Here is a 25933-nt window from a genome sequence, read left to right as displayed (position 1 = left end):
CCGCATCACCCCGTGGGGTCATCCCGAACCCCAGCCCCGTGACCGCGCCGGAGTGCCTCCCGATGCGCGATCGGCGGACACGGCAGCGGGGCGTTGCCGCGGTCAGGCCGCCGCGACCCCCACACGCGGCGGCCTGTTCGTCTCTCCGACCGCCCGCCGTGCGGTGCGCCCCGACCAGGCGCTCGGCCCGGCGACCCAGGCGCCGGCCGGCCCCCGAGAAGCTACGGGGAGGGGCCGGGCGGGCGGTCGGTGGGGGCGGGAGGGGCCGATGGACGCCTCACATGGGGGGCTCGGCGGGGGCCGGGCCCAGGGTGGTGGTGCCGGGCGCGGCGCGGTGGCCGAGCCCGGTGCGGTAGGCGTCCATCGCGGCCTCCAGACGGCCCTCCCGGCGGAGCAGATCGCCCAGCAGCCGACAGAGGTCGGCCAGATCTCCGGCGGCGCCGGTGCGTTCGAGCAGGGACAGCGCCGCGCAGTAGTGCTCCTCCGCGGCCTCGGCGTCGCCCCGTTCGTCCGCGATCAGGCCAAGCAGCCGGTGGGCGCCGCCCGCGTGGACCGCGCCGCGGTCGGCGGTCAGCCCGGCCTCACCGGGCGCCGCGTCCGGCTCTCCGGCGGTGTTCGCGGCCCCCGCGGCCGGGGTGCGCGCCAGCAGCGGCAGCAGCAGGGCCTCCGCCTCCGCCGTACGGCCGCGACGGCGCAGCACATCCGCCAGCTCGACCTCGACCTGCACGGTGAACAGCGCGGCCCGCTTGGAGGCCAGCATGTCCCGGGCGGTGCGCAGTTCGCGCTCGGCGCGCTCCAGATTGCCGTCCTGGGCGTGCACATAGCCGCGCATCCAGTGGCAGTGCGCCAGGTCGGTGTGGATGCGCAGCTGCTCGTACAGCTCCTGCGCCTTGGCCAGGGAGGCGTCGGCCTCGGCCGTCCGCCCCTCGGCGATCAGGGTGCGGGCCACTCCGCGGTGCATCCGGGCGATGAGCCCCGGGTCGTCCACGCTCGGCGCCAGCGCGAGCGCCAACTCGGCGGCGCGTACGGCACGGGCGTGCGCCCCCATGTCCATATAGGGCGCGATGGCCGCCGTATAGAGCAGCAGCAGCGCGTACGGGTCGTGCAGCCCCGAGGCGTTGAGCTCGTCGATGGAGCTCTCCAGCAGATAGCAGGAGTAGCGCAGTTCGCCCGCGAGGAGATGGGCCACGGCCCGGCCGCGGATCGCCGGGATCCGGCGGGGCAGCGGTTCCCCGGCGAGCAGCCGCTCCACGGCCTCGAAGTGGTCCCGGGCGACGGTGAGGTCGCCGGTCTCCAGCGCGCAGTCGCCGAGCCCCAGCAGGGCCGCCGAGCGCTCCTCGGCGAACCCGAGCCGCTCCGCCTCGTCGCGCACCTCCGCGAAGAGCCCGGCGGCGTCCTCGGCGGCGCCGGTCGCCAGCGCCCGCCGGGCGTCGGTGAGGGCGGCCCGCAGCCGGGTGGCGTCGCGGGGTGAGCGGCCGGTGGTCAGCTCCTCGTAGCTGACCCCGAGCCGGTCCGCGAGATGGCGCAGCGCGGCCTCGGAGGGGCGCACCTTCCCGGCCTCGAGGGTGGAGACATAGGCGGCGGTGTACGCGGGCTCGGCCAGCTGCCGCTGGGTGAAGCCGCGTTCGGTGCGCAGTCTGAGCACCCGGCGCCCTATCTCGGCGGTCGACTCCGCCCCGGCCGCCCCCGTCACCGTTCCCGCCGTCCGCCCGTCACCGGCGCTTCTGTCGGCCACCGTGCCCTCTTCTCCCCGGCGGTAACTTAATCGCCGGGCTAAGTCCATTTAACGTGAGGATTGAAGGATGCAGCAGGCAAGCACAGCGGTACCGGCCGGGCCGGGCGCCGTGACGACCGTCCGTCAGCCGGAACTGCTTCTCGCCGACTATCACTTCGACGTACCGCTCGACCATAAGGCTCCCGAGGGCGAGCTGATCCGGCTTTACGCACGAGAGGTCGTCGCCGCGGGCAAATCCGCCGCCGAGCGCGAGCGGCTCCCCTGGCTGCTCTACCTCCAGGGCGGACCCGGCTGCGGCGCGGACCGTCCGGTGGGCCGCTCCGGCTGGCTGGACCGCGCGCTGGACGAATACCGCGTGCTCCTGCTCGACCAGCGCGGCACCGGCCGCTCCACTCCGGCCAACCGCCAGACGCTGCCGCTGCGCGGCGGCCCCGAGGAGCAGGCCGAGTACCTCTCCCACTTCCGCGCCGACGCGATCGTCCGCGACTGCGAGCTGATCCGGCGCCGGCTCATGGGGGACCGCCCGTGGACCGTGCTCGGCCAGAGCTTCGGCGGCTTCTGCGCGGTGGCCTACCTGTCCCACGCGCCCGAGGGGCTGGACGCGGTGCTGCTGGCCGGCGGGCTGCCCGCGATCGACCCCGGCACTGACGCGGACGCCGTCTACCGGACCGCCTATCCGCGGATGGAGCGCAAGACCCTCGCCCACTACGCCCGCTATCCGCGGGACGCGGACGCCGTCCGGGCCCTGGTGCGGCATCTGACCGACCACGAGGAGGTCCTGACGGACGGGACCCGGCTCACCGTCCCCGCCCTCCAGCAGCTCGGCTTCCTGCTCGGCGCCGGTGACGGCTCGCACCGGCTGCACTACCTCCTGGAGGACGCGTTCGTGCCCACCGCCGACGGGCCGCGGCTGAGCGACGCCTTCCGCGAGCAGGTGGCGGCCGTCCTCTCGCGCGCCGCCACCCCGCTCTTCAGCCTCCTGCTGGAGCCGAGCTACGCCCAGGACGGCCGGGCCACCGACTGGGCCGCGGAGCGGGTCCGCGCCGAATTCCCCGCGTTCGACGCCGGTAAGGCGGTCGCGGAGGACCGTCCCGTGCTCCTTACGGGCGAGACGGTGCACCCCTGGATGCTCGACACCCACGCGGCGCTGCGCCCGCTCGCCCGCACCGCCGAACTGCTCGCCGCGCGCACCGGCTGGGGCCCGCTGTACGACACCGAGCGGCTGGCCCGTAACACCGTGCCGGTGGCCGCCGTGATCTACCACGACGACCTGTACGTGGACACGGAGCACTCCCTGGCCACCGCCCGGGCGATCCGGGGCCTGCGCACCTGGGTGACGGACGAGTTCGAGCACGACGGGATCCGGGCCGGGGGCCGCCGGGTGCTGGACCGGCTGCTGCGGCTGGCGCGTGACGGGAGGGACGGCGCGGGGAGGGGCTGAGCGGCAGGTCGGGAGGGGGTGAGCCGCAGGTCGGGAGGGTCTGACCGGGAGGTGGGGAGGGGGTGAGCGAGGGGCGCGCCGCAGGGTTGTGCGGTGCCCGATTTCCTAGCCACTTCCCTAATTCCCATTGCCCCCGACACCCGGAGCCCTTAGGTTGAGCGGCGAATTAATCCTGCTTAACTGGCCGCTTATCGCGAGGACTTCGGGAGTCACCGTGCGCAGACGCATACGGAGCCGCATACGCAGCCGCATTCCCCTGCGCACCGCGGCCGTCGCCGGAGGCATCGCCCTGGCGGCGGCCGCGGCCATGACCGCCCCGGCCACGGCGTCGCCGGGAGCCTCCGGCTCGTCGGCCGCCGATGCCTCGTCCGCCGCCGACGCCGCCTCGTCGCGGCGCGCCCTGGACGTGGAGTACTTCACCGGCCCGGGCGGCCACCCCCGCCACACCGAGGTCCCGGCGGCCACTCCCGAGCGGCTGGCCCGCGCCGCCCGCTCCCTGTCCGCCAAGGAGGCCGCCGCCGACGGCCAGGTCGGCTCGGTCGTCGACAACGGCACCACGGCCGACAAGCTGGACGTCGTCTTCATCGGCGACGGCTACACCGCGGGCCAGCAGGAGGACTTCCACGCCGACGCGCGCTCCAAGTGGCAGCAGATGTCCGCCGTGCAGCCCTACGCCTCGTACAAGGACCTCTTCAACGTCTGGACCGTGGACGCCGTCTCCAACCAGTCCGGCGTCTCCGGCGACCCGTCCAGGGACGTCGTCAAGGACACCGCCCTCGACTCGTACTTCTGGTGCGACGACATCGAGCGGCTGCTGTGCGTGGACACCGCCAAGGTCGAGTCCTACGCGGCCAAGGCGCCGCAGGCCGATCTGGTGGTCGTGCTGTCCAACTCCACCAAGTACGGCGGCGCGGGCTACACCCTCACCTCGCAGGTCGGCTACGACGGCATCGCCACCGCCGCCTCCGACCACGCCGACTCCGACCAGATCGCGGTCCACGAGACCGGCCACTCGCTCGGCAAGCTGGCCGACGAGTACTTCTACCCGGAGTACGGCACCTACACGGGCGCCGAGCCCGACGAGTCCAACGCCACGAAGCTGAGCGCGGCGCAGCTGACCGCCCAGCAGAAGAAGTGGTACCGCTGGATCGGCCAGACCTCGCCCGACGGCGGCACGGTCGGCGCCTACGAAGGCGGCCGCTACTACCCCAAGGGCATCAACCGCCCCACCGACAACTCGATCATGCGCACCCTGGGGCGGGAGTTCAACCTCCCCGGCCGCGAGGCGATGATCGCGGGCTTCTACCGCCACGCCGGCGCGCTCAGCAGCCGTACGGCCACCGCGACGGCCGTAAAGCGGTCGGCGGCCATCGAGGTGGACGTGCCCAAGGGCGCGTCGCTGAAGTGGTACGTGGACGGTACGGAGGTCACCGCCGCGAACGGTAAGACGAGCGTCACCCCGGCGGGGCTGGGCGTCCCGAGCGACGGTACGACCCACAAGGTCACCGCGAAGGCGACGGACGGCACGAGCGCGGTGAAGGACCCGGCCCTGCGGAAGCTGTTGAGCGGCTCCCGGACGTGGAAGGTCACTGGCTGACCGTTCCTGTCCCTCTCTGACTGGCCGCCCCGTGGACCCCCGCTGCGGGGCGGCCCACTTTTGTACCCGATAAGGGGCGGCTTTGTACCCGATAAGGGGCGGCCGCGGTCCGCCCCTTTAACATCGGCGGGTCCCAGACTTCCGTATGGCGCGCCCGGGCTCAATCGCCCGTGAGGGCGGGTCCGTGGTCCGGTGTTCGAGGGCCTTCGTGGGGTGAGGCAAGATGAGCCCATGGGCAACGGGGGAGAAGGCCGTCTGATCGCCAACCGCTACCGGTTGGCCACGCGGCTCGGACGTGGCGGAATGGGCACGGTCTGGCGGGCCGTCGACGAGTTGCTGGGCCGTGATGTCGCGGTCAAGGAACTCCATGTGGACGAGGGGCTCACCGCCTTCGACTCGCAGTTGCGCGGCGAGCGCACCCTGCGCGAGGCCCGGACCGTCGCACAGATCAAGCATCCGAACGTGATCGTCCTCCACGATGTGATCGAGGAGGACGACTGCGCCTGGATCGTCATGGAGCTGGTCGACGGGCTCTCGCTCGCCGACCGGCTGGGCGCGGACGGCCCCGTCGGGGCGCGTGAGGCGGGGCGGATCGCGGTCGCGCTGCTGGGCGCGTTGCGCGCCGCGCACGCGCGCGGGGTGCTGCACCGGGACATCAAGCCCGCCAATGTGCTCGTGGAGGCGGGCACCGGCCGGGTCGTGCTGACGGACTTCGGGATCGCGCAGGTCACCGGGTCCACCACGATCACCGAGACCGGCTCGTTCGTGGGCTCGCCCGAATACACCGCGCCGGAGCGGATGTCGGGGCGGCGCACCGGGCCGGAGTCGGACCTGTGGTCGCTGGGTGTGCTGCTCTGCACGCTGGTGGGCGGTGAATCCCCGTTCCACCGCGAGTCGCTGGCCGGGGTGCTGCACGCCGTCGTCTTCGACGAGATCCCCGTGCCGGAGGCGGCAGGACCCCTGAAGCCGGTCATCGAGGGGCTGTTGCGGCGGGCTCCGGAGGAGCGGCTGGGCGCCGACGAGGTCGAGCGGATGCTGCTGATGGCGCAGGAGGTGGGCGACACCCCGGAGATCCCCCTGGAGTACACCCCGACCCAGCCCAGCGTGCCGTTCGGCCCGGACGGCCGCGGTTCGTCGGCGTCCGTACCCGTGCCGCCCCCGGTGTCTCCGATGTCCTCGCCCGCGCCGTTCCCCGCCTCCGCGCCCCCGGCCGCCTCCGTTCCCGCTGCCGCCGCTGCCGCTCCTGCCGCGCCCGCCGCCCGGGCCCGTTCCGGCCGTGGCGGGCGCGGCCGTGTCGTCCTTATGGCGGCCGCCGCGGTGGTCGCGCTCGCCGGCGTGGCCGCGGGCGTCGTCGCGCTGCTGGACGACGGGGGCGGTGACGGCGACGCGTCGCTGGGCGGGCGTACGAGCCAGAGTGCGGACAACCAGAGCGCCGACAAGGAGAGTTCGCGGAGCCCGAGCGCCCCCGAGAAGGCGCCGCAGCGGCCCGTGAAGGACTCCGAGCCCACGGCGAGCCCCTCGACCCGGATCCCCGACGGCTATGAGCTGGTCAAGGACCCGGTCGGCTTCTCGCTCGCCGTGCCCGAGGGGTTCGCCCGCGAGTACAAGGCGCCCCGGGTCTACTACAACTCGCCCGGTATGGAGTTCCGGATCGGGATCCACGTCCAGGAGCAGAGCCCCGAGGGCCCGCTCGGGCTCAGCCGTAAGGCGGACGCCAAGGGCCCGCAGGACTATCCGGGCTACCGCAGCGGCCAGGTCATCGAGACGGAGCACAACGGCCGCCCCGCCGCCCTATGGGCGTTCATCTGGAACGGCTCGGCCGACGACGGCGGCTCACGGCAGACATACGACCTGAGCTGGAATGAAAACGGCAAAATGTACGACCTGTGGCTATCCGCCCCCGTAGGCGAGAAATCCCTGGGCAAGCGGCATTTCGACACCGCCGCCGCCACGTTCGCGCGCACCGGCGCGGAGAACTGAGCGACGTCGCAACGGCTTTGTCACGAGCGCCCACGGCGTCTCCACAGCGGTGCCGCCGACTGGGTAATGATGGGCGCATGACGAACGACGGGGGACGGGCGAACGAGCCCACCAGCTACAGCCTGCGGCCACCGCACGCTCCGGCCGCCCCGGTGCCGGCGCCGCAGCCGCCACCCGAGGCGCCCGAGGCCGAGGCGGCGGGGCCGTCTCGGGGCGTGTACGAGCCGACGCGGTTCGCCGATCCGCGCGGCGGCGCCCAGCCGCCCGCCGGACAGCGGCCCGCCGAAGGGGCGCCCGCCGAAGGGGCGCCCGCCGGAGACCGGCCCGCCGCGCAGGACCCGAGCAGCGGGCGGCTCATCGGCGGCCGCTATCAGCTCGTCTCCCGCCTCGGCCACGGCGGTATGGGCACCGTCTGGCGGGCGCACGACCAGATCGTGGACCGCGATGTCGCGGTCAAGGAGCCGCGCGTCCCCGACCATCTCCCCGAGCGCGAGCGGCAGACCGTCTATCAACGGATGGAGCGCGAGGCGCGCGCCGCTGCCCGGATCGACCATCCCTCCGTCGTCACCGTCCACGACGTGGTGGTCGAGAACGGCCGCCCCTGGATCGTGATGGAGCTGGTGCGCGGCCAGTCGCTGGGCGACCGGCTGATGGAGGGCACGCTGGATCCGCGCGAGGCGGCCCGGATCGGCCTCGCCGTGCTCGGCGCGCTGGCGGCGGCCCATGAGGCGGGTGTGCTGCACCGCGATGTGAAGCCGGACAACGTGCTGCTCGGCCGGAGCGACCGGGTGGTGCTCACCGACTTCGGCATCGCGCAGATCGAGGGCGAGCAGCGGCTCACCGAGACGGGCGGCTTCGTCGGCTCGCCCGAGTTCATCGCGCCCGAGCGGGTGCTGGGCCAGCGGCCGGGGCCGGAGTCGGACCTGTGGTCGCTGGGCGTCGTGCTGTACGCGGCCGTCGAGGGCATGTCGCCGTTCCGCCGCTCCCACGCCCCCGCGACCCTCCAGGCCGTGCTCGGATCCGAACCGCAGGTCCCCGCGCGGGCCACCGGTCCGCTCGCCACGCTGATCATGCAACTGCTGCGCAAGGACCCGGCGATGCGCCCCGCGGCGCCGGAGGTGCGGCAGGCCCTGGAGGCGGCGGCGCGGGAGCCGCAGTCGGTGCCCACCATGCTCACCACGGCCGGATACCCGCCGGGCGGCGGGCAGTCCACGGGCAGCCGCTTCGTGCCGCCCATCCTGCACAGGAACCGTAAGGCGCAACTCGCCCTGGGCGGTCTGGTGCTGGCGGTGGCGGCCGCCCTGGTGCTCACGATCATGAAGCCGTTCTCCGGTGAGGGGCTGCCGCCGGGCTGGACGGTCCGGGAGGAGCGCGATGTCGTGGGCGCTTCCCTGGCCGTGCCCGGCGAGTACCGGCGGGTCCAGGACGACAGCGACTCGGACAACCCGGTGGTCACGTACTACGACCCCAGCGGTGTCTTCAGCGTCTCCCTGCGGCGGTCCACCCCCGACGGCGAGAACGACCCCGCGAACCTCGACGCGGCGGCGGACCAGATCGTCGCCTTCTACAAGGACGGCGGCGGGGCGACGGTCGAGGAGGCCAGGAGCGAGAAGGCCGGGTCGAAGCAGCAGGGGAAGGAGGCGCGGGACGTCATCACCTCCTATCTGCCGTACGGCACCAGCAGCAACAAGAACCCCATCCGGTATGTGAAGCGCGATCACCTCTATGTCAACAAGGCCAAGGTCGCCTGGGATCTGACGGTCTCCATGCCCGCCAATGGTGACGCCCACAGGGACGGTGAGGAGCTCTACGAGCGGATCGTGCGGAATCTGAAGATCGACAAGCTCTGAGGGAGTTGGGCGGGTCCGCCCGGGGCCGGCGGCGAAAGTTGTTACCGCCGGGTACCCAAAGCCGCCGGGCGGGCCTACTCTCGCCCCCATGACGGACTCGCACATCACGCAGGGCGGCGCCGGCAACCCGGTCGCCCCCGAAGGCACCCGCACCGCCGCCGACGTCGTCACTCCCGAGCTGATCACCCGGCTCACCCGGGGTGTCGGCGGCAGCGGCACCACCGTCAGCCACACCCCGTTCACCGGGGAAGTCCTCGCCGCCTCCCTGCCCGAGTCCACCCCCGAGGACGTCGCGACCGCCTTCGAGAACGCCCGTGCCGCCCAGCGGGCCTGGGCCGCCACCCCCGTCCGCCGGCGCGCCGCCGTCCTCCTCCGCTTCCACGATCTGCTGCTGCGCCGCCAGCCGGAGATCCTCGACCTGATCCAGCTGGAGACCGGCAAGACCCGGCTGCACGCCCAGGAGGAGGTCCAGGGCGTCGCCATCGTGGCCCGCCATTACGGCCGTAAGGCGCCCGCGTATCTGCGCCCCAAGGGGCATCTGGGCGCGGTGCCCACCCTCACCAAGGTCACCGAACTGCGCCAGCCGCGCGGGGTCGTGGGCCTCATAGCGCCCTGGAACTACCCCCTCCAGCTCTCCGTGGGCGATGCGATCCCCGCCTTCGTGGCGGGCAACGCCGTGGTGATGAAGCCCGACACCGAGACCGCGCTGTCCGCCCTGTGGGCGCGCGAGCTCATGGTGGAGGCCGGCCTTCCGGCCGGGGTGTGGCAGGTCGTGATCGGGGACGGCCCGGTGGTGGGCCCCGCCGTGGTCGAGCGCGCCGACTACGTCGCGTTCACCGGCTCCACCCGCACCGGCCGCGAGGTGGCCCAGGCCGCCGCCGCCCGCCTGGTGGGCTGCTCCCTCGAACTCGGCGGTAAGAACGCCATGCTGGTGCTGCGCGACGCCGACCTCGCCCGCGCGGTCGACGGCGCGGTGCGCGGCAGCTTCGCCTCCGCCGGGCAGCTGTGCATCTCCATGGAGCGGCTGTACGTCCACGAGTCGATCGCGGACGACTTCCTGGAGCGCTTCGCGGCCCGTACGAAGGCCATGCGGCTCGGCACCGCCCTGGCGTACGGGGCGGAGATGGGCTCGCTCGTCTCGGAGCGCCAGCTGGAGACCGTCACCCGCCATGTGGACGAGGCCGTCTCCAAGGGCGCCACGGTGCTCGCCGGCGGCCGCGCCCGCCCCGACATCGGCCCGTACTTCTACGAGCCGACGATCCTGGACGGCGTGGAGTCCCCGATGGCCGTCTGCACCGAGGAGACCTTCGGCCCGGTCGTCTCCGTCTACCGCTTCCGCGACGAGGGCGAGGCCATCGAGCGCGCCAACGCGACGTCCTACGGTCTGAACGCCAGCGTCTGGACCAAGGACGCCCGGCGCGGCCGCGCGATCGCCACCCGGCTCCGCGCGGGCACCGTCAACCTCAACGAGAGCTACGCCGCCGCCTTCGGCAGCGTCGCGTCTCCCATGGGCGGCATGGGCGACTCCGGACTCGGCCGCCGCCATGGCTCCGAGGGCATCCTCCGGTTCACCGAACCGCAGACGGTCGCCCAGCAGCGGCTGATGCCGCTCGGCCCGGCCTTCGGGATGACGGACGAGAAATACGCGGACTTCATGACCCGCAGCCTGCGTGCGCTCAAGGCACTGCGCCTGCGCTGACCAGCACATTTCAATGGAGGTACCAGTGTCAGGGGAGAAGTCTGCCCAAAAGCGGGCACAAGAGCCCGGCCACGACGAGGACTTCGCCGACGACCTCGACGTCCATGCCGGCACCCATGCCGGCACCCATGCCGACACCCATGCCGACACCCATCCCGACGACGGTGACTTCGACTACGACGTGATCGTGATCGGCTCGGGATTCGGCGGATCGGTGTCGGCCCTGCGGCTGACCGAGAAGGGCTATCGGGTCGGCGTCCTCGAGGCGGGCCGCCGGTTCACCCCCGAAACCCTGCCCAAGAACTCCTGGGACCTCCGCAACTACCTCTGGGCCCCGGCCCTCGGCTGCTTCGGCATCCAGCGCATCCATGTGCTGGGCAAGGTCATGGTGCTTGCGGGCGCCGGGGTCGGGGGCGGTTCGCTCAACTACGCCAACACGCTCTACGTACCGCCCGAGCCGTTCTTCCGGGACCGCCAGTGGGGGCACATCACCGACTGGCAGGAGGAGCTGAGCCCGTACTACGACCAGGCGCGGCGGATGCTCGGGGCGCGCCTCAACCACACCCTCACCCCGTCCGATGTCCACCTCAAGGCGGCCGCCGAGAAGATGGGCGTGGGCGACACCTTCCATATGGCGCCCGTGGGGGTCTTCTTCGGGGACGGCCACGACGCAGACGGCACCACCAAGGCCGCGCCGGGCGGGGCCGTGCCCGATCCGTACTTCGGCGGCGCGGGCCCGGCCCGTAAGGCGTGCACGGAGTGCGGTGAGTGCATGACCGGCTGCCGCCACGGCGCCAAGAACACCCTCAACGAGAACTATCTCCACCTCGCCGAGCGGGCCGGAGCCGCCGTCCACCCGATGACGACCGTCGTCGCCCTGTGCGACGACCCGCACGGCGGCTATACGGTCACCACCGTCCCGACCGACAACCGCCGTAAGGGCAAGCCGAAGGCGCTGCGCTCCCGGTACGTCGTCCTCGCCGCCGGTACGTACGGCACCCAGACGCTGCTGCACACGATGCGGGACAAGGGGCTGCTGCCGCGCGTCTCGGAGCGGCTCGGCATCCTCACCCGCACCAACTCCGAGGCCCTGGTGGGCGCGCAGACCACCGACCGCCGCTACCGCCGCGCACGGGGCGGGGAGGGGCGGGCGGACTTCACCCGGGGCGTCGCGATCACCTCGTCGATCCACCCGAACGAGAACACCCATATCGAGCCCGTCCGCTACGGCAAGGGCTCCAACGCGATGGGGATGCTCTCCATCCTCCAGATCCCGCACGGCGGGCGGGTTCCGCGCTGGCTGCGCTTCCTGGGCGCCAACCTCCGGCACCCCACCCTGGCCGTGCGCTCGCTGTCCAACCGCCGCTGGTCGGAGCGGACCATCATCGGCCTGGTCATGCAGACGCACGACAACTCGCTGACCACCTACCGCAAGCCGAAGGGGCCGGGGAAGGGGCTGCTCACCGCCCGCCAGGGCCACGGCGAGCCCAACCCGGACCACATCCCCGAAGGCGCCGAGGCCGCCCGCCACATCGCCGACTCGATCAACGGCTTCGCGGGCAGCAACGTCGGCGAGCTCATGGGCACCCCGCTGACCGCCCACTTCCTCGGCGGCTGCCCGATCGGGGCGTCCCCGGAGGAGGGCGTCATCGACCCGTACCACCGGCTCTACGGCCATCCGGGCATCCATGTGGTCGACGGCGCCGCCGTCTCGGCCAATCTGGGCGTCAATCCGTCCCTGACCATCACGGCCCAGGCCGAGCGGGCGATGTCCCTGTGGCCCAACAAGGGCGAGTCCGACCCGCGCCCGGCCCCGGAGGCGCCGTATGAGCGCCTGCGGCCCGTCCCGCCGCGCAGCCCCGCCGTACCGGCGGACGCCTTCGGGGCGCTGAGGCTCCCGCTGCTGCCGGTGCCGAAGGTCCCGCCGCGCGCCTGAGCGCCGGGCGGCTGCGCGCCGGGCAGTTGAGCGCAGGGGCGCCGTACGGGCCGGGAGACCAGCCCGTACGGCGCCCCTCAGAACCGTCGCGAGGACCGTCAGACCGTGGCGCGACGGCGGCGGACCACGAAGACCGCGCCTCCGCCCGCCGCCATCGCCACACCACCGATCACGGCGATCATCGGCAGCGCGGAGGAGGACCCGGTTTCGGCCAGGCTGCCCTTCGGGCTGATCTCCGTGTCGCCCTCGGGCTTGTGCGGCAGCGGCTTCTTGCCACCCTGCGGCTTCGGGTCGGCCGGCGGCACCTGGCCCGGCTCCGAACCCGCCTTCAACACGTCGAACTCGTAGTACTCACCGGTCGAGTAGACGCAGTTGCCCTCGTCGTCCGCGTACACGCCGACGCTGATGGCGTAACCGAAGCCCTCGGGCGCGCTCTTGGCGACGCTCAGCCGGAGGTCGACCGTAAGGGTCTCGTGCGGGCGCACATCGGTGTAGCCGATGTAGCCGGAGCCCGGGTCGCTCTCGTCGGTGGAGATCGCCTTCCAGGCGCCGGACTCGGGGTCCTTGTACTGGAGGGTCAGGTACTTGCCCGTCCCGTCGGGGGCGGACTCGTGCACCGTGCCCGCGAAGAGCCCGAAGTCGACCCGCTGGTAGCTGCGGTCCGACTCGTTCTTCACCTGGAACGTGAAGCCATGGAAACCGCTGCCCGCCACGACCTTCGACGGCAGGCCGACCAGGGTCGTGCTGAGCTCCGGGTCCTCGTTGTAGTCCCCGTCGTCCGCGCACTCGCCGTCGCCCGGCACCTCGGTCGAGGTCGAGGTCGGGGTCGGCGTCGGGGTGGCGGTCTCGGTCGGGGTACCCGAGGGGGTGCCGGAGGGGTCGCCGGGGGTCGGAGCCTCGGTGGCGGACGTGGACGGCGCCGGGGTGGTCGGCGTGGCCTCGTCGGTCGGGGTCTGCGACGGCGCCGGGTCCTCGGGGGACTGCGTCACGGTCTCGGAGGCGGACGGCGCCGGGCTCTCGCTCGGTGTCTCCGCGAAGGCAGCGGGGGCCGCGAGAAGCGCGGCGGGGGCTATGGCGGCCGTCGCTGCGGCGGCCGCCAGGGCGCGGCGAAGCTTCATGAAGACCTCTCTGGGTCCGTACGCATCGCCGTGGTGGGCGATACGCGTGTGGAAGGCCGTCGCGGTGGGGCGCGGGATGGCCGTGCGTTTGCACGTACATGACCAGGCGAATGGCCGAAAGGTTGCCCTCACGGTTGCTCACAGAATGGTCACAGAATCCGCCAGGGGTGCCTTGCCTCGCACGTCATCACCCGTACGGCGGGTGACCGGCCCGCGCGCGGGCTCGTTGTGCCCGGTGCCGCGCCAGCCAGGAGCGGCCCGGAAAATCCACGCGTGGCTCAGATCCGCCGCAGCGATGAGACGCGGCCCCTGTGGTGATTCAGGCGGCCCGTCGTGGGACCTCGCTTCGGCGAGGTGACCGGTCGGCAGGGGACAGCAGCCCGGTCACCACCTAAGGACGGTCGGCCCCGGGGACGCCTGGGGCCGACCGTATCCGGTCGAAACGGTTGCGCCCGACGCTCGGCATCCACCACGATGCTGAGAGGGAAAACGCCCCCGGTCACACCCCGACATTGGTCCGACCACGCGGGCGTACGCCGTTCAGACACCCCTGACATACGGGCCCCATAAGCCAGCGGCGCAACCCCCCGGCGCCGCCTCTCAGCACCGGCGCTGCCCTGACGCCGGTGCTGACCGCCTAGGGTCCCGGGGGCGCCCGCCCCGTTCGGGCGCTCCCGGGGCCCTTCGCCTGTCCGCTGTCCGCGTCCGCTCTACGCGTCGGCTGTCGTGGCCGCGAAGGCGGAGGGATCAGACCCGGCCCCGGCACAGCTCCAGCAGCGTCATGGCGAGCGTCGTACCGGGCTTGCCCAGCCGCTGCCGGTAGCGGTCGAGGATCTCCATCTCGCGGGAGAGGTGCACCCGCCGCCCGCCCGCCGCGATCCGTGCCTCCTGGACGGTGGCCGAGACGGCCATCCGCTCCCGGACGAGATCGAGGATCTGCCCGTCGAGGGCGTCGATCCGCTCCCGCGCGGTGCCGATCACCTGGGCGGCCTCTGTGGCCGAAACGCCGCTGCTCATATCCGTATCTCCTGGTCCGTGTGGCGGAGCCCTGGAGTCCGGCCAAGACCCGGAAGAAACGACAGAACGCCCCGGGCCTTTGCCGGCCCGGGGCGCCTGGGAAGTCGCTGTCAGTGTTTACGCAGCACGACCATGGCAGCCGGACGGGCCGGTGCCATAGGTAAAGACGAAGGTCATGCGCGTGGACATGGCGTCGATTATGGGCCCGTTAGAATCGAAAGTCCAAACCCTGCGGTCCCGCCCCGAAGCCGTGGCCCCGCCGCAGCCCGTTCCACCGCACGCCACCACCGCCGGAAGGCCGCCGAAGTGCCATCAGCGTCCCCTGCTGCCGCCCCCGACACCGTCCTGGTCGTCGACTTCGGCGCGCAGTACGCCCAGCTCATCGCCCGCAGGGTCCGTGAGGCCCGGGTCTACAGCGAGATCGTTCCGTCCACCATGCCGGTGGCCGAGATGCTCGCCAAGAACCCCAAGGCGATCATCCTCTCCGGCGGCCCCTCGTCGGTCTACGCCGAGGGCGCGCCCACGCTCGACCGCGCGATCTTCGAGGCGGGCGTCCCGGTCTTCGGCATGTGCTACGGCTTCCAGCTGATGGCCACGGCGCTCGGCGGCACGGTGGACAACACCGGGGCGCGGGAGTACGGCCGTACGGCGCTCACCGTCACCAAACAGGGCTCGACGCTCTTCGCGGGCACCCCCGAGGAGCAGCAGGTGTGGATGTCGCACGGCGACGCCTGCTCCGAGGCCCCCGAGGGCTTCACCGTCACCGCGTCCACCGATGTGGTGCCGGTCGCGGCCTTCGAATGCGATGAGCGCAGGCTGTACGGCGTGCAGCACCACCCCGAGGTGATGCACTCCACCCACGGCCAGCAGGTGCTGGAACACTTCCTCTACCGGGGCGCCGGCCTGGAGCCCACCTGGACCACCACCAATGTGGTCGAGGAGTCCGTGGCCGCGATCCGGGAGCAGGTCGGCACCAAGCGCGCGATCTGCGGGCTGTCCGGCGGTGTGGACTCCGCCGTGGCCGCCGCCCTCGTCCAGAAGGCCATCGGCGACCAGCTGACCTGCGTCTACGTGGACCACGGGCTGATGCGCAAGGGCGAGTCCGAGCAGGTCGAGAAGGACTTCGTGGCGGCCACCGGCGTGCAGCTGAAGGTCGTCGAGGCCGAGGAGCGCTTCCTCACCGCGCTCGCCGGGGTCTCCGACCCCGAGGAGAAGCGGAAGATCATCGGCCGGGAGTTCATCCGGGTCTTCGAGCAGGCGCAGGCCGAGCTGGTGGCCGAGGCGGGCGCGGCCGGTGAGGCCGTGGAGTTCCTGGTCCAGGGCACCCTCTACCCCGATGTCGTGGAGTCCGGCGGCGGCACCGGCACGGCCAACATCAAGTCCCACCACAATGTGGGCGGGCTGCCCGACGACATCGAGTTCCGGCTGGTCGAGCCGTTGCGCCGGCTGTTCAAGGACGAGGTGCGGATGGTCGGCCAGGAACTCGGCCTGCCGGACGAGATCGTGCACCGCCAGCCCTTCCCCGGCCCGGGCCTGGGTATCCGGATCGTCGGCGAGGTCAACAAGGAGCGCCTTGACCTGCTGCGCGAGGCCGACGCCATCGCCCGCGAGGAGCTGACCGCCGCCGGTCTGGACCGCGACATCTGGCAGTGCCCGGTGGTCCTGCTCGCCGACGTCCGCTCGGTCGGCGTCCAGGGCGACGGCCGCACCTACGGCCACCCGATCGTGCTGCGCCCGGTCTCCTCGGAGGACGCGATGACGGCGGACTGGTCGCGGCTGCCGTACGACGTGCTGTCGCGGATCTCGACCCGCATCACCAATGAGGTGGACCAGGTGAACCGGGTGGTGCTGGACATCACCAGCAAGCCGCCCGGCACCATCGAGTGGGAGTGACCGCCGCGCTCCCTCCGGGTCGGATGGTCATCTGATCGTCAAACGCCGACGCCGTCGCTCATTCGTTTGAGCGGCGGCGTCGGCGTTCGGGCTGGGTACGCTGGCTCTACGGCCGAGAATCCCGTCCATGGGAGAAACCATGACCGCTGAGCCGCCGCACACCACCTCGTGGCCGATGCCGCCGCTGGATGGCTACACCGTGGACGATTTGTTCAGTCTGCCTGACCTCCCGCCGCACACCGAGTTGATCGACGGGAGCCTGGTTTTCGTGAGTCCGCAGCGGAGTTTCCACGCTCTGGTGATCGAAGTGCTGGTATTCGGCCTGCGAAAGACAGTGCCCGGTGACCGGCGGGTCCGGCGGGAGATGAACGTGGTCATCAACGAGCGCCAGGCGCCCGAACCGGACCTCTTCGTGATCCGGGCCGAGGCCGTGATCGGTCCGGAGGAGTCGCGTTACGAGGTGAAGGACGTCGAGCTGGTGGTGGAGGTGGTCTCCCCGGAGTCGGCGGTGCGGGACCGCAAGCGCAAGCCGCAGCTCTATGCCGAGGCAGGTATCCGACACTTCTGGCGGGTGGAGCACGGCGAGGACGGATATCCGGTCGTCCACGTCTTCGAACTGGACGAGGCCACAAGCACCTACGGCCTTACCGGTATCCACCACAACCGGCTCAAGCTCTCGGTCCCCTTCACCATCGACATCGACCTCACCGAGATCGACCACCTGTAGCGGGCCCTGACTCTGGCCTCCTGCGATACCCAGAGGTAGCTTCCGCTCCAGCACACCTGAGGAGCGGAGCTGCCGATGACGAACCAGCCGCAGACCCCCACCCCGATACCGACCGATCAGCTGCGGTTCACCATGCCCCCGCAGCACACCTCCCACCACGACGAGCGCCGCTACCGCAAGGAGCGGCTGGCGGCGGCGCTGCGCCTGTTCGGGCGGTTCGGGTACGAGGAGGGGGTCGCGGGCCACATCACCGTGCGGGACCCGGAGTTCACCGACTGCTACTGGGTGAATCCGTTCGGCACGCCCTTCGGCCACATCACCGTGAGCGATCTGCTCCTCGTCAATGAGGCGGGCCAGGTGGTCGAGGGACGCGCCCACGTCAACCAGGCGGCCTTCGTCGTTCACTCGTCCGTGCATCAGGCGCGACCGGACGTCGTGGCCGTCGCGCACAGCCGCTCGGTGCACGGCCGGGCGCTGGCCGCGCTCGGCGAGCCGCTGGAGCCGATCACCCAGGAGGTCTGCGCCTTCTTCGAGGACCACGCGGTCTACGGGGGCACCACGGGGGTCGTCGTGGACGAGGACGAGGGGCGCGCGATCGCCGCCGCGCTCGGCGGCCACAAGGCCCTCATCCTGCGCAATCGCGGTCTGCTGACGGTCGGGGACTCGGTCGACGCGGCCGCGTGGTGGTTCATCACGATGGAGCGGGCCGCCCAGGTGCAGCTGACCGCCAAGGCGTCGGGCAAGCCGGTGCCCATCGACTACGCCGACGCGATGCGGACGCGTGAGCAGCTGGGAAACGATCTTGTGGCGTGGATCAACTATCAACCTCTGTATTTGCAGATCACCCGCGATGAGCCGGACCTGCTGAGCTGACACCCTCCGCGGTGCGGCACAATCCCCTCTCAACACATGACAGTTGGGCGGTGCCGTGTGAACCCACGGTCCCGTACGGAACGAGTGAACGACGGAGCGACCCGCGTGGCGGTGGAACAGGCGGAGAACGCCACGACGGCAGAGGGACAGCATCCCCATGGGCACCCGCACGGCCACAAGGGCTGTGAATGCCCTCAGGGGGCCCGTGAGGGCCACCGGAGGGCGGTGGCCACGTTCGTGGCCCTGCGGGAGCGTTTCGCGGCCGGAGAGGGCCTTCCCAAGGCTCTCGCCCACTCGGCCGGGGCGTCCCGGCAGTGGGTCTCGGACGAGCTGGCCCACGCGGCCCGTTCGGTCGCCGACAGCGGCCGCGCCGAGACCTCGGCCTGGCGCCACCGGGTGTGGCTGCGCACGGTGTTCGTGGTGTGGGGCGCGGCCGGGGCGCTGCTGATCGGCCAGTTGGCCACCGCGATCGGCGCGGGCTGGTCGGTCGCGCGGACCGCCGGGCTCACCGCCGCCGTGGTCACCGCCGCGCTGCTGACCCTCACCGCCCGGCTGCACCGCGCGGACGGCGGCCCGCTCGCCCCGCTCGTCGGCGAGGACAACCGCCTCTCCACTTCCCGTACCGTCGCCGCCGCCTGGCTGCTGATCGCGGTCTTCGCGGTGCTGGTGCTCGGCGTCGAACTGGCGGTGGCCCCGGGCGACCGGCAGCGGCTGACCGACGGGCTCGCCCTCGACCACACCGCCGGGCTCCTTACGGTCGCCGCGTTGACATGTGTGGCCGCGGTGCTGGCACGGCTCGTCGTGGCGGCCCGGGTGCGGGCGCAGCGGCTCCAGAAGGTGCGGGCCGTACGCCCGCGCGCCGCCGATCTGCTGACCGACGACGCGGGCCGCGGCAGCTTCGCCGATGTGCAGTACATCGTCGTCCACACCGTGGCCCTCGCGTTCACCGCCGTCCGCCTCGCCCGCGAGCCGTGGCAGCCGCCCGATGTGCCGTGGGGCCTGGCGCTGCTGGCGGCCGTGTCGGTGGTGATGTACCTGACCGGGAAGTACGCGGAGGGCGGCCGCCCGACCGTGCTGTCCGTCGTACGGGCCCTCCCCGAGGAGGGCGCCATCGACCGCGACGCCCCGATCCGCACCGGCGACGACATCGAGATCCGCGGCAGCGGCTTCGTCCCGCCCGGCGCCCAGGACCCGGACCGGCTGGCCAAGCTGGTCGTCCGCATCGGCGCGGTGCATGTCCATGTCCCGCTGGTCCCGGTGGCCGGGGGCTTCAGCAGCCCCACGGACACCGCGCTCACCGTGCCGGTCCCGGTGGACGTGGAGCCGGGCCGGGTGGATGTGCAGGTCGTGACGGCCTCGGGGGCGGAGACCAACCGCTATCCCATCGATGTTATGGACTGAGTCGTTCCGGCAGACCGCTCCGTATGGTTTCGTCGAACACGCAACCAAATGGCGGGGTGAGGGAGAGGCGGGCGGCATGAGACACGCGGATCGTATGGCCGGTTCGGGTACGGCGGGCAGTGGCGGGAGCGTGCACGGTATGGGCGGGATGGGCGGAGTGAGCGGCATAGGCGGGCAGCAGCAGTCCGTGGGGATCAGAGCCACCGCCGGCCGTTACGCGCTGCTGCCGCTGCGGATCTTCCTCGGTGTCACCTTCGTCTACGCCGGTATCGACAAGCTCACCGACTCGGCCTTCCTGTCCGACTCGGGCTCGGGCTCGATCGGCGAGCTGATGCGTCAGGTGCGGGGCAGCTCGGCCGTGCCGTGGCTGGTCGACCAGGCCCTCAAGGACCCCACCGCCTTCGGTTACGCCATGGCCTACGGCGAACTGGCCGTCGGCCTCGGCATCCTGGTGGGCCTCCTCTCCCGCCTGGCCGCCTTCGGCGGCGCGCTGATCTCGCTGAGCCTGTGGCTCACCGTCAGCTGGCAGTCGGACCCGTACTACTACGGCAACGACCTGGCCTATCTGATGGCGTGGCTGCCGCTGGTGCTGGCCGGGGCGCCGTATCTCTCCCTGGACGTCGTCATCTCCCGGCGCCGGCGCCGGCAGGGCTCGCAGCTCTTCGCCTAGCCCGCGGCTCTCACGGGAGGCGCGTCTCCTCGCGGGGGCGCGCCTCTTCGCGCGGGGCTCGCCTCTCACGCGGGGCTTGCCTCTTCGCGCGGGCGCGTGCCCCTGCGCTCTGCCCCGTCACTCACTCCGTCATTTGATGATGCGGAAGCCGTCCCGTACCTCGTCGAAGATCGGCCGGTAGGTGCTCCAGTCCGCGTCCGGGGCGCTCAGGTAGATCGCGTACTCCTTGTCGCCCTCATTGCCGAAGCCGAGGTCGATCGCGCGGAACATCCGGACCTCGCCGCGGAATTTGAACTCCCAGATCGCGGCGGGCATGCCCTGGTACTTCGTCTCCTGGAGCCGCAACCGCTCGTAGATCGGGTACTCCTTCTTGTCCTTGAACGCGACCTCGAGGTCCTCGAAGTGCTGGACCTGGTTGCCGGAGGCGAAGTCCAGGACGTTGATCCGGAAACCGGCCAGCCCGTTGGGGTCGAGGTAGCGGACCTCCTGGGTGCGGTCGACCGTGTTGCCGTCGGGGTCGTTCTGCTCCTGGCGGGACCAGCCGTCGGGGATGGGGAGGGAGAAGCCGAACTTCTTCTCCTTGACGATGTGGTAGCCGGACGGCGGGGTGTACGGCTTGGCCGGGGAGGCCGACGGGTTGCCCGTGGCGGAGGATCCCCCGCCGTTCCCTCCGCCGTTGTCGTGGTCGAGGCCGAAGACATAGACGCCGCCCGCCACGGCCACGACCGCCAGGGAGGTCGCCGCGGCGGTCCACACTGCCTTACGGCTCTTGCGCGCCGGAGCGGGGCCGGGCGGGGGCACCGGCGTCTGGGGGGCGGTCATGGACGGCGTCGACGCGGTGAACGGCGTTGCCGTGGGCGGGGTGTGCGGTGCGCCGGGCGTGTTCCCGGTGCCCGGGGGGTGCGAGGGGATCCGTGGGTCCGACGCGTGCGGTGTGCTCGGAGTGTGCGAAGCGTTCAGCGGGTTGTGCTGAGCGCTCGTCGCGTTGTGCGGAGTGCTCGGTGTGTGGGTCGTGTGTTGATACGGGGTCGATGTCGTGGCCCCGTTCGGCGCGGAGTGCGCGTCCGGGCCCGTGGCCCGGTCCGTGCCCGTACCGGGCTCCCGCCGCGTCGACAGATTCATGGTCGCGTCGATCGGCGGATTCTTGGTGGTCGTGTCGAGCGGCGACGTCTGGAGCGATGTCGTCTCGGGCTCCGAGGCCGGGAGCCGCAGCCCCCGTTCGGTCTCCTCGGCCGTGGGCCGCAGCTCCGGCTCCTTGGCCAGCAGGCGCTCGATCAACGAGGTCAGCGCGCCCGCCCGTTTGGGCGGATCCAGCGGATCGACGGCGATCGCGTAACCCGTCTCGATCGCCGTGGCCTTGCGGAACGGCGGCCGCCCCTCGACCGCCTGATAGAGCGTCGCCCCCAGCGCCCAGAGGTCCGACGCGGGGCCGGGTTTGCGGCCCCTGACCCGCTCGGGCGCGATGTAGTCGATGGAGCCGACGACCTCGCCGGTCTTGGTCAGCGTCGAGGTGCCGGTGGCCATGGCGATGCCGAAGTCCGTGAGCACGACCCGGCCTTCGGGGCCGAGCAGCACATTGCCGGGCTTGACGTCCCGGTGCAGCACCCCGGCCGCGTGCGCGGCGCGCAGCGCGGCGATCATGCCGCGGCCGATGCGGGCGGCCTCGTCGGGCGAGACCCGTCCGCCGTCCTTCAGCAGGTCGGCGAGGGTCGTGGAGGGCACGTACTCCATGACGATGCACGGCAGTCCGTGGTGGTCCACCACGTCATGGACCACGACCACGTTGGGGTGGGTGATGCGCGCCGCGCTGCGCGCCTCGCGGCGGGTGCGTTCGTGCAGGGTCGTCAGCTCGTCCTCGGCCAGGTGGGGAGAGACATAGAGCTGCTTGACCGCGACCTGGCGGCCCAGCAGTTCGTCCTCGGCGCGCCACACCGTGCCCATGCCACCACGGCCGATCTTCTCGACCAGGCGGTAACGTCCGGCTATCAGGTGGCCTTCGTCCGACACCGCTTTCCCCTCCCCGCACACGTTCGATGCGACACGATAGCCGCCGTGACCCCCGGGGAGATCTCAGGGAAGACCTAGGGGCATGCCGGATGTCGCGAGTACGGCCCTGTTGTCACCATGGACGCATGACCGAAGCACCCACCGTGGCGGACGAGGCCGAGGCCGCGTCCGGTTCCCGCCTGTCACAGACGCCCCTTCGGCGCAGTCGTGACCATAAGGTGATCTCGGGGGTCTGCGGAGGGCTCGGCCGCTACTGCGATCTGGACCCGGTGATCTTCCGGGTGGTGCTGTCGGTGCTGGCCGTCGCGGGCGGCCTCGGTCTGATCGTGTACGGGTTCTGCTGGCTGCTGATCCCGTTCCACGGCGAGGACGAGAACGAGGGGCGCAGGCTGCTCTCGGGCCGGGTCGAGGGCCCCGGCCTGACGGCGGTGTTGGTGGCGCTGGTGGGCTGCGGGCTCTTCCTGTCGATGCTCAACAACGGCGGCGTCATGTACTTCTCGTTCATGCTCGCCCTCGCGGCTGCCGGTGCGGGCTATTGGTCGCACCACCGGCGGCAGGCGGAGAGCGTGGGCGCGGTGGACGCGGCCACGGCCCAGGCCGTCGCCGACGCGCCGCCCGAGACCAAGGCGCCGCCCACGCGCGGCGGCCCCGGCCCGTCCTGGTGGCGCGACCCGATCGTCAAGGACGGTACGACCGGGCCGCTCGGCGCCGGGGCCGGGTCGCGGACCGGCTATCTGTGGGGGCCGGACGACGGCCCGTACGACAAGCGGGAGGCGAAGGCGGAGCGGGCCCGCCGGGTGCCGGACCGGGCCTCGATCGGCGGCTGGGCCTTCCTGGTGGCGGTCGCCGCCGCCGTGGTGGGGGCGCGGGCGGGGTGGTCCTCGCAGCCGCTGGGCACCAGCCTCGAGATCGGGTTCGCCTGCGCGCTGGGGGTCTTCGGGCTCGCCCTCGTCATCGGCTCCCGCTGGGGGCGGGCCGGTGGCGGCACGGTCTTCCTCGCGCTGCTGACGAGCGCGCTGCTGGCGGGCGCGGCCGCGCTACCGGACGCCGTCACCCCCGACTGGGCCCGGCGCACCTGGGCCCCGACCTCGGTGGCGTCGCTGCGCGACGGCTATGAGCTGGGCGGCGGTGTCGCCGAGTTGAAGCTGGACCGGCTGCCCCTGGAAGCGGGCAGCTCCGTCTCCAGCCGGGTGGAGATGGGCGCGGGCAAGCTGGCCGTGACGGTCCCGCGCGACGCCCGGGTGAGGCTGGACATCGAGGTCGGGATCGGCGACATCTGGCTGCCGGGCCGGCAGCGGGACAAGCACAACGTCGACATCGGCCCGGACCGGGAGCGCAGGCTCACCCTGGAGCCGGTGGGCGGCGGCAAGGCCGTGGGGACGGTCTCGCTGAAGCTGGAGCTGGGGCTGGGTGCGGTGGAGGTGAAGCGCTCATGAGGCGCCGTTCGTTCGGCCATCGGTTCGATCACTCGCGTGGTCACTTGCGCGGTCACTTGCGCGGTCACTTGCGTGGTCACTCGTTGGGGCAGGTGTCCCCCGACCGGTCCCGCCATCCGTTCGAGCCGGGCAAGCTGGTGGCCGGGCTGGTGATCCTGGGCGTGGCCGCCGCGTACGGGATGGACGCGGCCGGGGAGTGGGACGTCCGGCCGGAAATCGCCCTCCCGGCCCTCCTGTGCGGCCTCTGCGTCGCGGCCCTGATCTCGGCCCTCACGTACGGCCTCCGCCGCCGGTCGGGCAGGGCGACGCCGGACGACTGACGGGGGCGGGGGCTCGGAGCCCCGGGGGTGCGGCGGTCCCGGGGCGCGGCGGTCCCGGGGGTGCGGAGGGCCCCAGCCCCGGGGCCCAGGTCGGGGAACGATCAGGGGCGACCCTGATACCCGTTGTCGGCCGGACGTGTGACGATCGAGCCATGACCGCCGCAGTGCCCCCCACGGCTCCCGAGCCACCCCCGCGCAAGCTCTACCGCAGTGCCGAAGGCCGCCTCCTCGGCGGTGTGGCGCGCGGGCTCGCGGGCCATCTCGGGCTGCCGGTCCTGTGGGTGCGGATCGTCTTCATCGCGCTGTTCATGGCGGAGGGATTCGGCGCGCTCGTCTACGCGCTCTTCTGGTTCATCGTCCCGCTCGGCGTCGGCGGCGTGGAGACGACCGCCGCGCGCCCGCTCACCACCGTGGGCCCCGACGGCCGCCGCCGGATCCTGGCCCGCAGGCCGGAGCGGGGCCAGATCATCGCGCTGGTCGCCCTCTTCGTCGGCATGGGGATCTTCGTCCAGGGGTTCCACCTGGGCCGCGCCAACACCTACATCTGGCCGCTCCTCCTCATCGGCGCGGGCGTCGCCCTCTTCTGGCGTCAGGCGGACAACGCCCGCCGCGCCCAGTGGGTCGAGCTCAGCCGCAGCAAGCGGGTCCTGCCGCTGGCCCGTGGCGCCACGGGGGTCGTACTGGTGGCCGCCGGGGTGTCCGGGATCGTCGTCCTCCAGGGCTCGGCCAAGCACCTGGGGGCCGTGCTCCAGGCCGCCCTGGCCGTCCTTGTCGGCATCGCGCTGCTGGCGGGCCCGTATGTGGTGCGGATGACGCAGGACCTCTCCGAGGAACGGCTGATGCGCATCCGCGCGCAGGAGCGGGCGGAGGTGGCGGCCCACGTCCATGACTCCGTGCTGCACACCCTCACCCTGATCCAGCGCAACGCGGAGGACCCCCGTGAGGTGGCCCGGCTCGCCCGCGCCCAGGAGCGGGAGCTGCGCGCGTGGCTCTACCGGCCGGAGGGCACGGGCAAGGACGAGGCCGAGGAGCCGGACACCCTGGCGGAGGCGGTGAAGAAGACGGCGGCGGAGGTCGAGGACCACCACGGCGTCCCGATCGAGGTGGTGGTGGTCGGCGACTGCCCCCTGGACGAGAAACTGGGCGCACAGATACAGGCGGCGCGCGAGGCGATGGTCAACGCGGCCAAGTACGGTGGCGACGGCGGGGCCGTCCAGGTCTTCGCCGAGGTCGAGGGGGCCACGGTGTTCATCTCTGTGCGCGACCGCGGCCCCGGCTTCGACGTGGACGCGGTGCCGGAGGACCGGATGGGCGTACGCGAATCGATCATCGGCCGGATGCAGCGGAACGGCGGCACGGCGCGGCTGAGATCCGCGCCGGACGGGGGCACGGAAGTGGAGCTGGAGATGGAGAGGGCGGCGACGACATGACCGACGCGACGGGCGGTACGAACGCGGCGAGCGGCCCCGGGGCGCAGGGTGTGCCGGGCGCCGGGGGCGCCGGGGGCTCCGGGGCGGGCGACGCCGAGGCGGCGCGGCGGGTGCGCGTGGTGCTCGTGGACGACCACCGCATGTTCCGCACCGGGGTGCAGGCCGAGATCGGGGAGACGGCCCGGACCGGTGTCGAGGTGGTCGGCGAGGCGGCCGACGTCGACCAGGCCGTGACCGTGATCACCGCGACCCGCCCCGAGGTCGTGCTGCTCGACGTCCACCTCCCCGGCGGGGGCGGCGTCGAGGTGCTGCGCCGCAGCGCCTCGATGATGGCCGACCAGGACCGCCCGGTGCGCTTCCTCGCGCTGTCCGTCTCGGACGCCGCCGAGGACGTCATCGGCGTCATCCGCGGCGGCGCCCGCGGCTATGTGACCAAGACCATCACCGGCACCGACCTCGTGGACGCGATCTTCCGGGTCTCCGAGGGCGACGCGGTCTTCTCCCCGCGCCTCGCCGGTTTCGTGCTCGACGCCTTCGCCTCCACCGACGCCCCGCCCGTGGACGAGGACCTGGACCGGCTCACCCAGCGTGAGCGCGAGGTGCTGCGCCTGATCGCGCGCGGCTACGCCTACAAGGAGATCGCCAAGCAGCTGTTCATCTCGGTGAAGACGGTCGAGAGCCATGTCTCGGCGGTGCTCCGCAAGCTCCAGCTCTCCAACCGGCATGAGCTGACCCGCTGGGCGACGGCCCGCCGCCTGGTCTGAGCCTCGGGCTCGGCCCGCCGCCTGGTCCGAGCCTCGGGC

19 protein-coding genes are annotated in these 25933 nt (G+C 72.3%); 15 read left to right on the top strand and 4 right to left on the bottom strand.

The features are described from left to right. Positions 1-277: 277 nt before the first annotated feature. Entirely contained in the window at positions 278-1735 is a 1458-nt protein-coding gene (locus tag ACT2CW_RS00740; RefSeq protein WP_445515151.1) for a helix-turn-helix domain-containing protein, read from the bottom strand. Between the two features lie 67 nt (positions 1736-1802). On the opposite strand from ACT2CW_RS00740, the gene ACT2CW_RS00735 reads away from it, so the two are divergent. The 6 genes from ACT2CW_RS00735 (at position 1803) to ACT2CW_RS00710 (ending at position 12238) form a co-directional block, all read left to right on the top strand. Continuing rightward, positions 1803-3176, top strand: a complete 1374-nt coding sequence (locus tag ACT2CW_RS00735; RefSeq protein WP_445515150.1) for an alpha/beta fold hydrolase — start codon at positions 1803-1805, stop codon at positions 3174-3176. A gap of 214 nt (positions 3177-3390) precedes the next feature. Further along, positions 3391-4773, top strand: coding sequence for a M64 family metallopeptidase (locus ACT2CW_RS00730; RefSeq protein ID WP_432045108.1), 1383 nt, complete (start codon positions 3391-3393; stop codon positions 4771-4773). 231 nt (positions 4774-5004) lie between these two features. Then, on the top strand, positions 5005-6753 hold the full coding sequence (locus ACT2CW_RS00725) for a serine/threonine-protein kinase (protein ID WP_445515149.1): 1749 nt from the start codon (positions 5005-5007) through the stop codon (positions 6751-6753). A gap of 77 nt (positions 6754-6830) precedes the next feature. Continuing rightward, positions 6831-8603, top strand: coding sequence for a serine/threonine-protein kinase (locus ACT2CW_RS00720; RefSeq protein ID WP_445515148.1), 1773 nt, complete (start codon positions 6831-6833; stop codon positions 8601-8603). Between the two features lie 88 nt (positions 8604-8691). Then, positions 8692-10302, top strand: coding sequence for a succinic semialdehyde dehydrogenase (locus ACT2CW_RS00715; RefSeq protein WP_445515147.1), 1611 nt, complete (start codon positions 8692-8694; stop codon positions 10300-10302). A gap of 181 nt (positions 10303-10483) precedes the next feature. Then, positions 10484-12238, top strand: coding sequence for a GMC oxidoreductase (locus ACT2CW_RS00710; protein ID WP_445515655.1), 1755 nt, complete (start codon positions 10484-10486; stop codon positions 12236-12238). Positions 12239-12336: 98 nt separating this feature from the next. Here the strand turns inward: ACT2CW_RS00710 and ACT2CW_RS00705 are convergent, their stop codons facing one another. Together ACT2CW_RS00705 and ACT2CW_RS00700 are read right to left on the bottom strand one after the other, a co-directional pair. Then, positions 12337-13356: an LAETG motif-containing sortase-dependent surface protein gene (locus tag ACT2CW_RS00705; RefSeq protein WP_445515146.1), complete on the bottom strand. Its 1020-nt coding sequence runs from the start codon at positions 13354-13356 to the stop codon at positions 12337-12339. A gap of 747 nt (positions 13357-14103) precedes the next feature. Beyond that, complete coding sequence (locus ACT2CW_RS00700) at positions 14104-14373, bottom strand: chorismate mutase (protein ID WP_037958308.1); 270 nt, start codon at positions 14371-14373, stop codon at positions 14104-14106. 306 nt (positions 14374-14679) lie between these two features. On the opposite strand from ACT2CW_RS00700, the gene guaA reads away from it, so the two are divergent. The 5 genes from guaA to ACT2CW_RS00675 all read left to right on the top strand — a co-directional run bounded on the left by guaA (position 14680) and on the right by ACT2CW_RS00675 (position 19937). After that, a complete protein-coding gene (gene guaA, locus ACT2CW_RS00695; protein ID WP_445515145.1) occupies positions 14680-16266 on the top strand; it encodes a glutamine-hydrolyzing GMP synthase in 1587 nt (528 codons plus the stop codon). Between the two features lie 139 nt (positions 16267-16405). After that, entirely contained in the window at positions 16406-16993 is a 588-nt protein-coding gene (locus tag ACT2CW_RS00690; protein WP_164425474.1) for a Uma2 family endonuclease, read from the top strand. 75 nt (positions 16994-17068) lie between these two features. Beyond that, a complete protein-coding gene (locus ACT2CW_RS00685; protein WP_445515144.1) occupies positions 17069-17866 on the top strand; it encodes a class II aldolase/adducin family protein in 798 nt (265 codons plus the stop codon). A 105-nt stretch (positions 17867-17971) separates the two neighbouring features. After that, positions 17972-19267, top strand: coding sequence for a hypothetical protein (locus ACT2CW_RS00680; RefSeq protein ID WP_445515143.1), 1296 nt, complete (start codon positions 17972-17974; stop codon positions 19265-19267). A gap of 139 nt (positions 19268-19406) precedes the next feature. Next, entirely contained in the window at positions 19407-19937 is a 531-nt protein-coding gene (locus tag ACT2CW_RS00675) for a DoxX family protein (RefSeq protein ID WP_445515654.1), read from the top strand. 129 nt (positions 19938-20066) lie between these two features. Here the strand turns inward: ACT2CW_RS00675 and ACT2CW_RS00670 are convergent, their stop codons facing one another. Then, positions 20067-21944, bottom strand: a complete 1878-nt coding sequence (locus ACT2CW_RS00670; protein ID WP_445515142.1) for a protein kinase domain-containing protein — start codon at positions 21942-21944, stop codon at positions 20067-20069. Positions 21945-22069: 125 nt separating this feature from the next. On the opposite strand from ACT2CW_RS00670, the gene ACT2CW_RS00665 reads away from it, so the two are divergent. The 4 genes from ACT2CW_RS00665 (at position 22070) to ACT2CW_RS00650 (ending at position 25894) form a co-directional block, all read left to right on the top strand. Beyond that, the gene (locus ACT2CW_RS00665; protein ID WP_445515141.1) at positions 22070-23380 is read left to right on the top strand and encodes a PspC domain-containing protein; all 1311 of its coding nucleotides are present in this window, start codon (positions 22070-22072) and stop codon (positions 23378-23380) included. A 92-nt stretch (positions 23381-23472) separates the two neighbouring features. Then, positions 23473-23700 (top strand): hypothetical protein, encoded by a 228-nt coding sequence (locus ACT2CW_RS00660; RefSeq protein ID WP_206282244.1) that lies wholly within the window; start codon positions 23473-23475, stop codon positions 23698-23700. 152 nt (positions 23701-23852) lie between these two features. Continuing rightward, positions 23853-25130 carry a PspC domain-containing protein gene (locus ACT2CW_RS00655; RefSeq protein WP_138915160.1) on the top strand — a complete coding sequence of 426 codons (1278 nt, stop codon included), beginning with the start codon at positions 23853-23855 and terminating at the stop codon, positions 25128-25130. After that, positions 25127-25894 carry a LuxR C-terminal-related transcriptional regulator gene (locus ACT2CW_RS00650; RefSeq protein WP_445515140.1) on the top strand — a complete coding sequence of 256 codons (768 nt, stop codon included), beginning with the start codon at positions 25127-25129 and terminating at the stop codon, positions 25892-25894. The genes ACT2CW_RS00655 and ACT2CW_RS00650 overlap by 4 nt, the downstream gene beginning before the upstream one ends. Positions 25895-25933 lie beyond the last annotated feature (39 nt).

The organism is Streptomyces sp. NEAU-174, from assembly GCF_052665095.1.
Note: the sequence above shows the minus strand (reverse complement) of the source record. Positions and strands in the feature narration are given on the sequence as shown.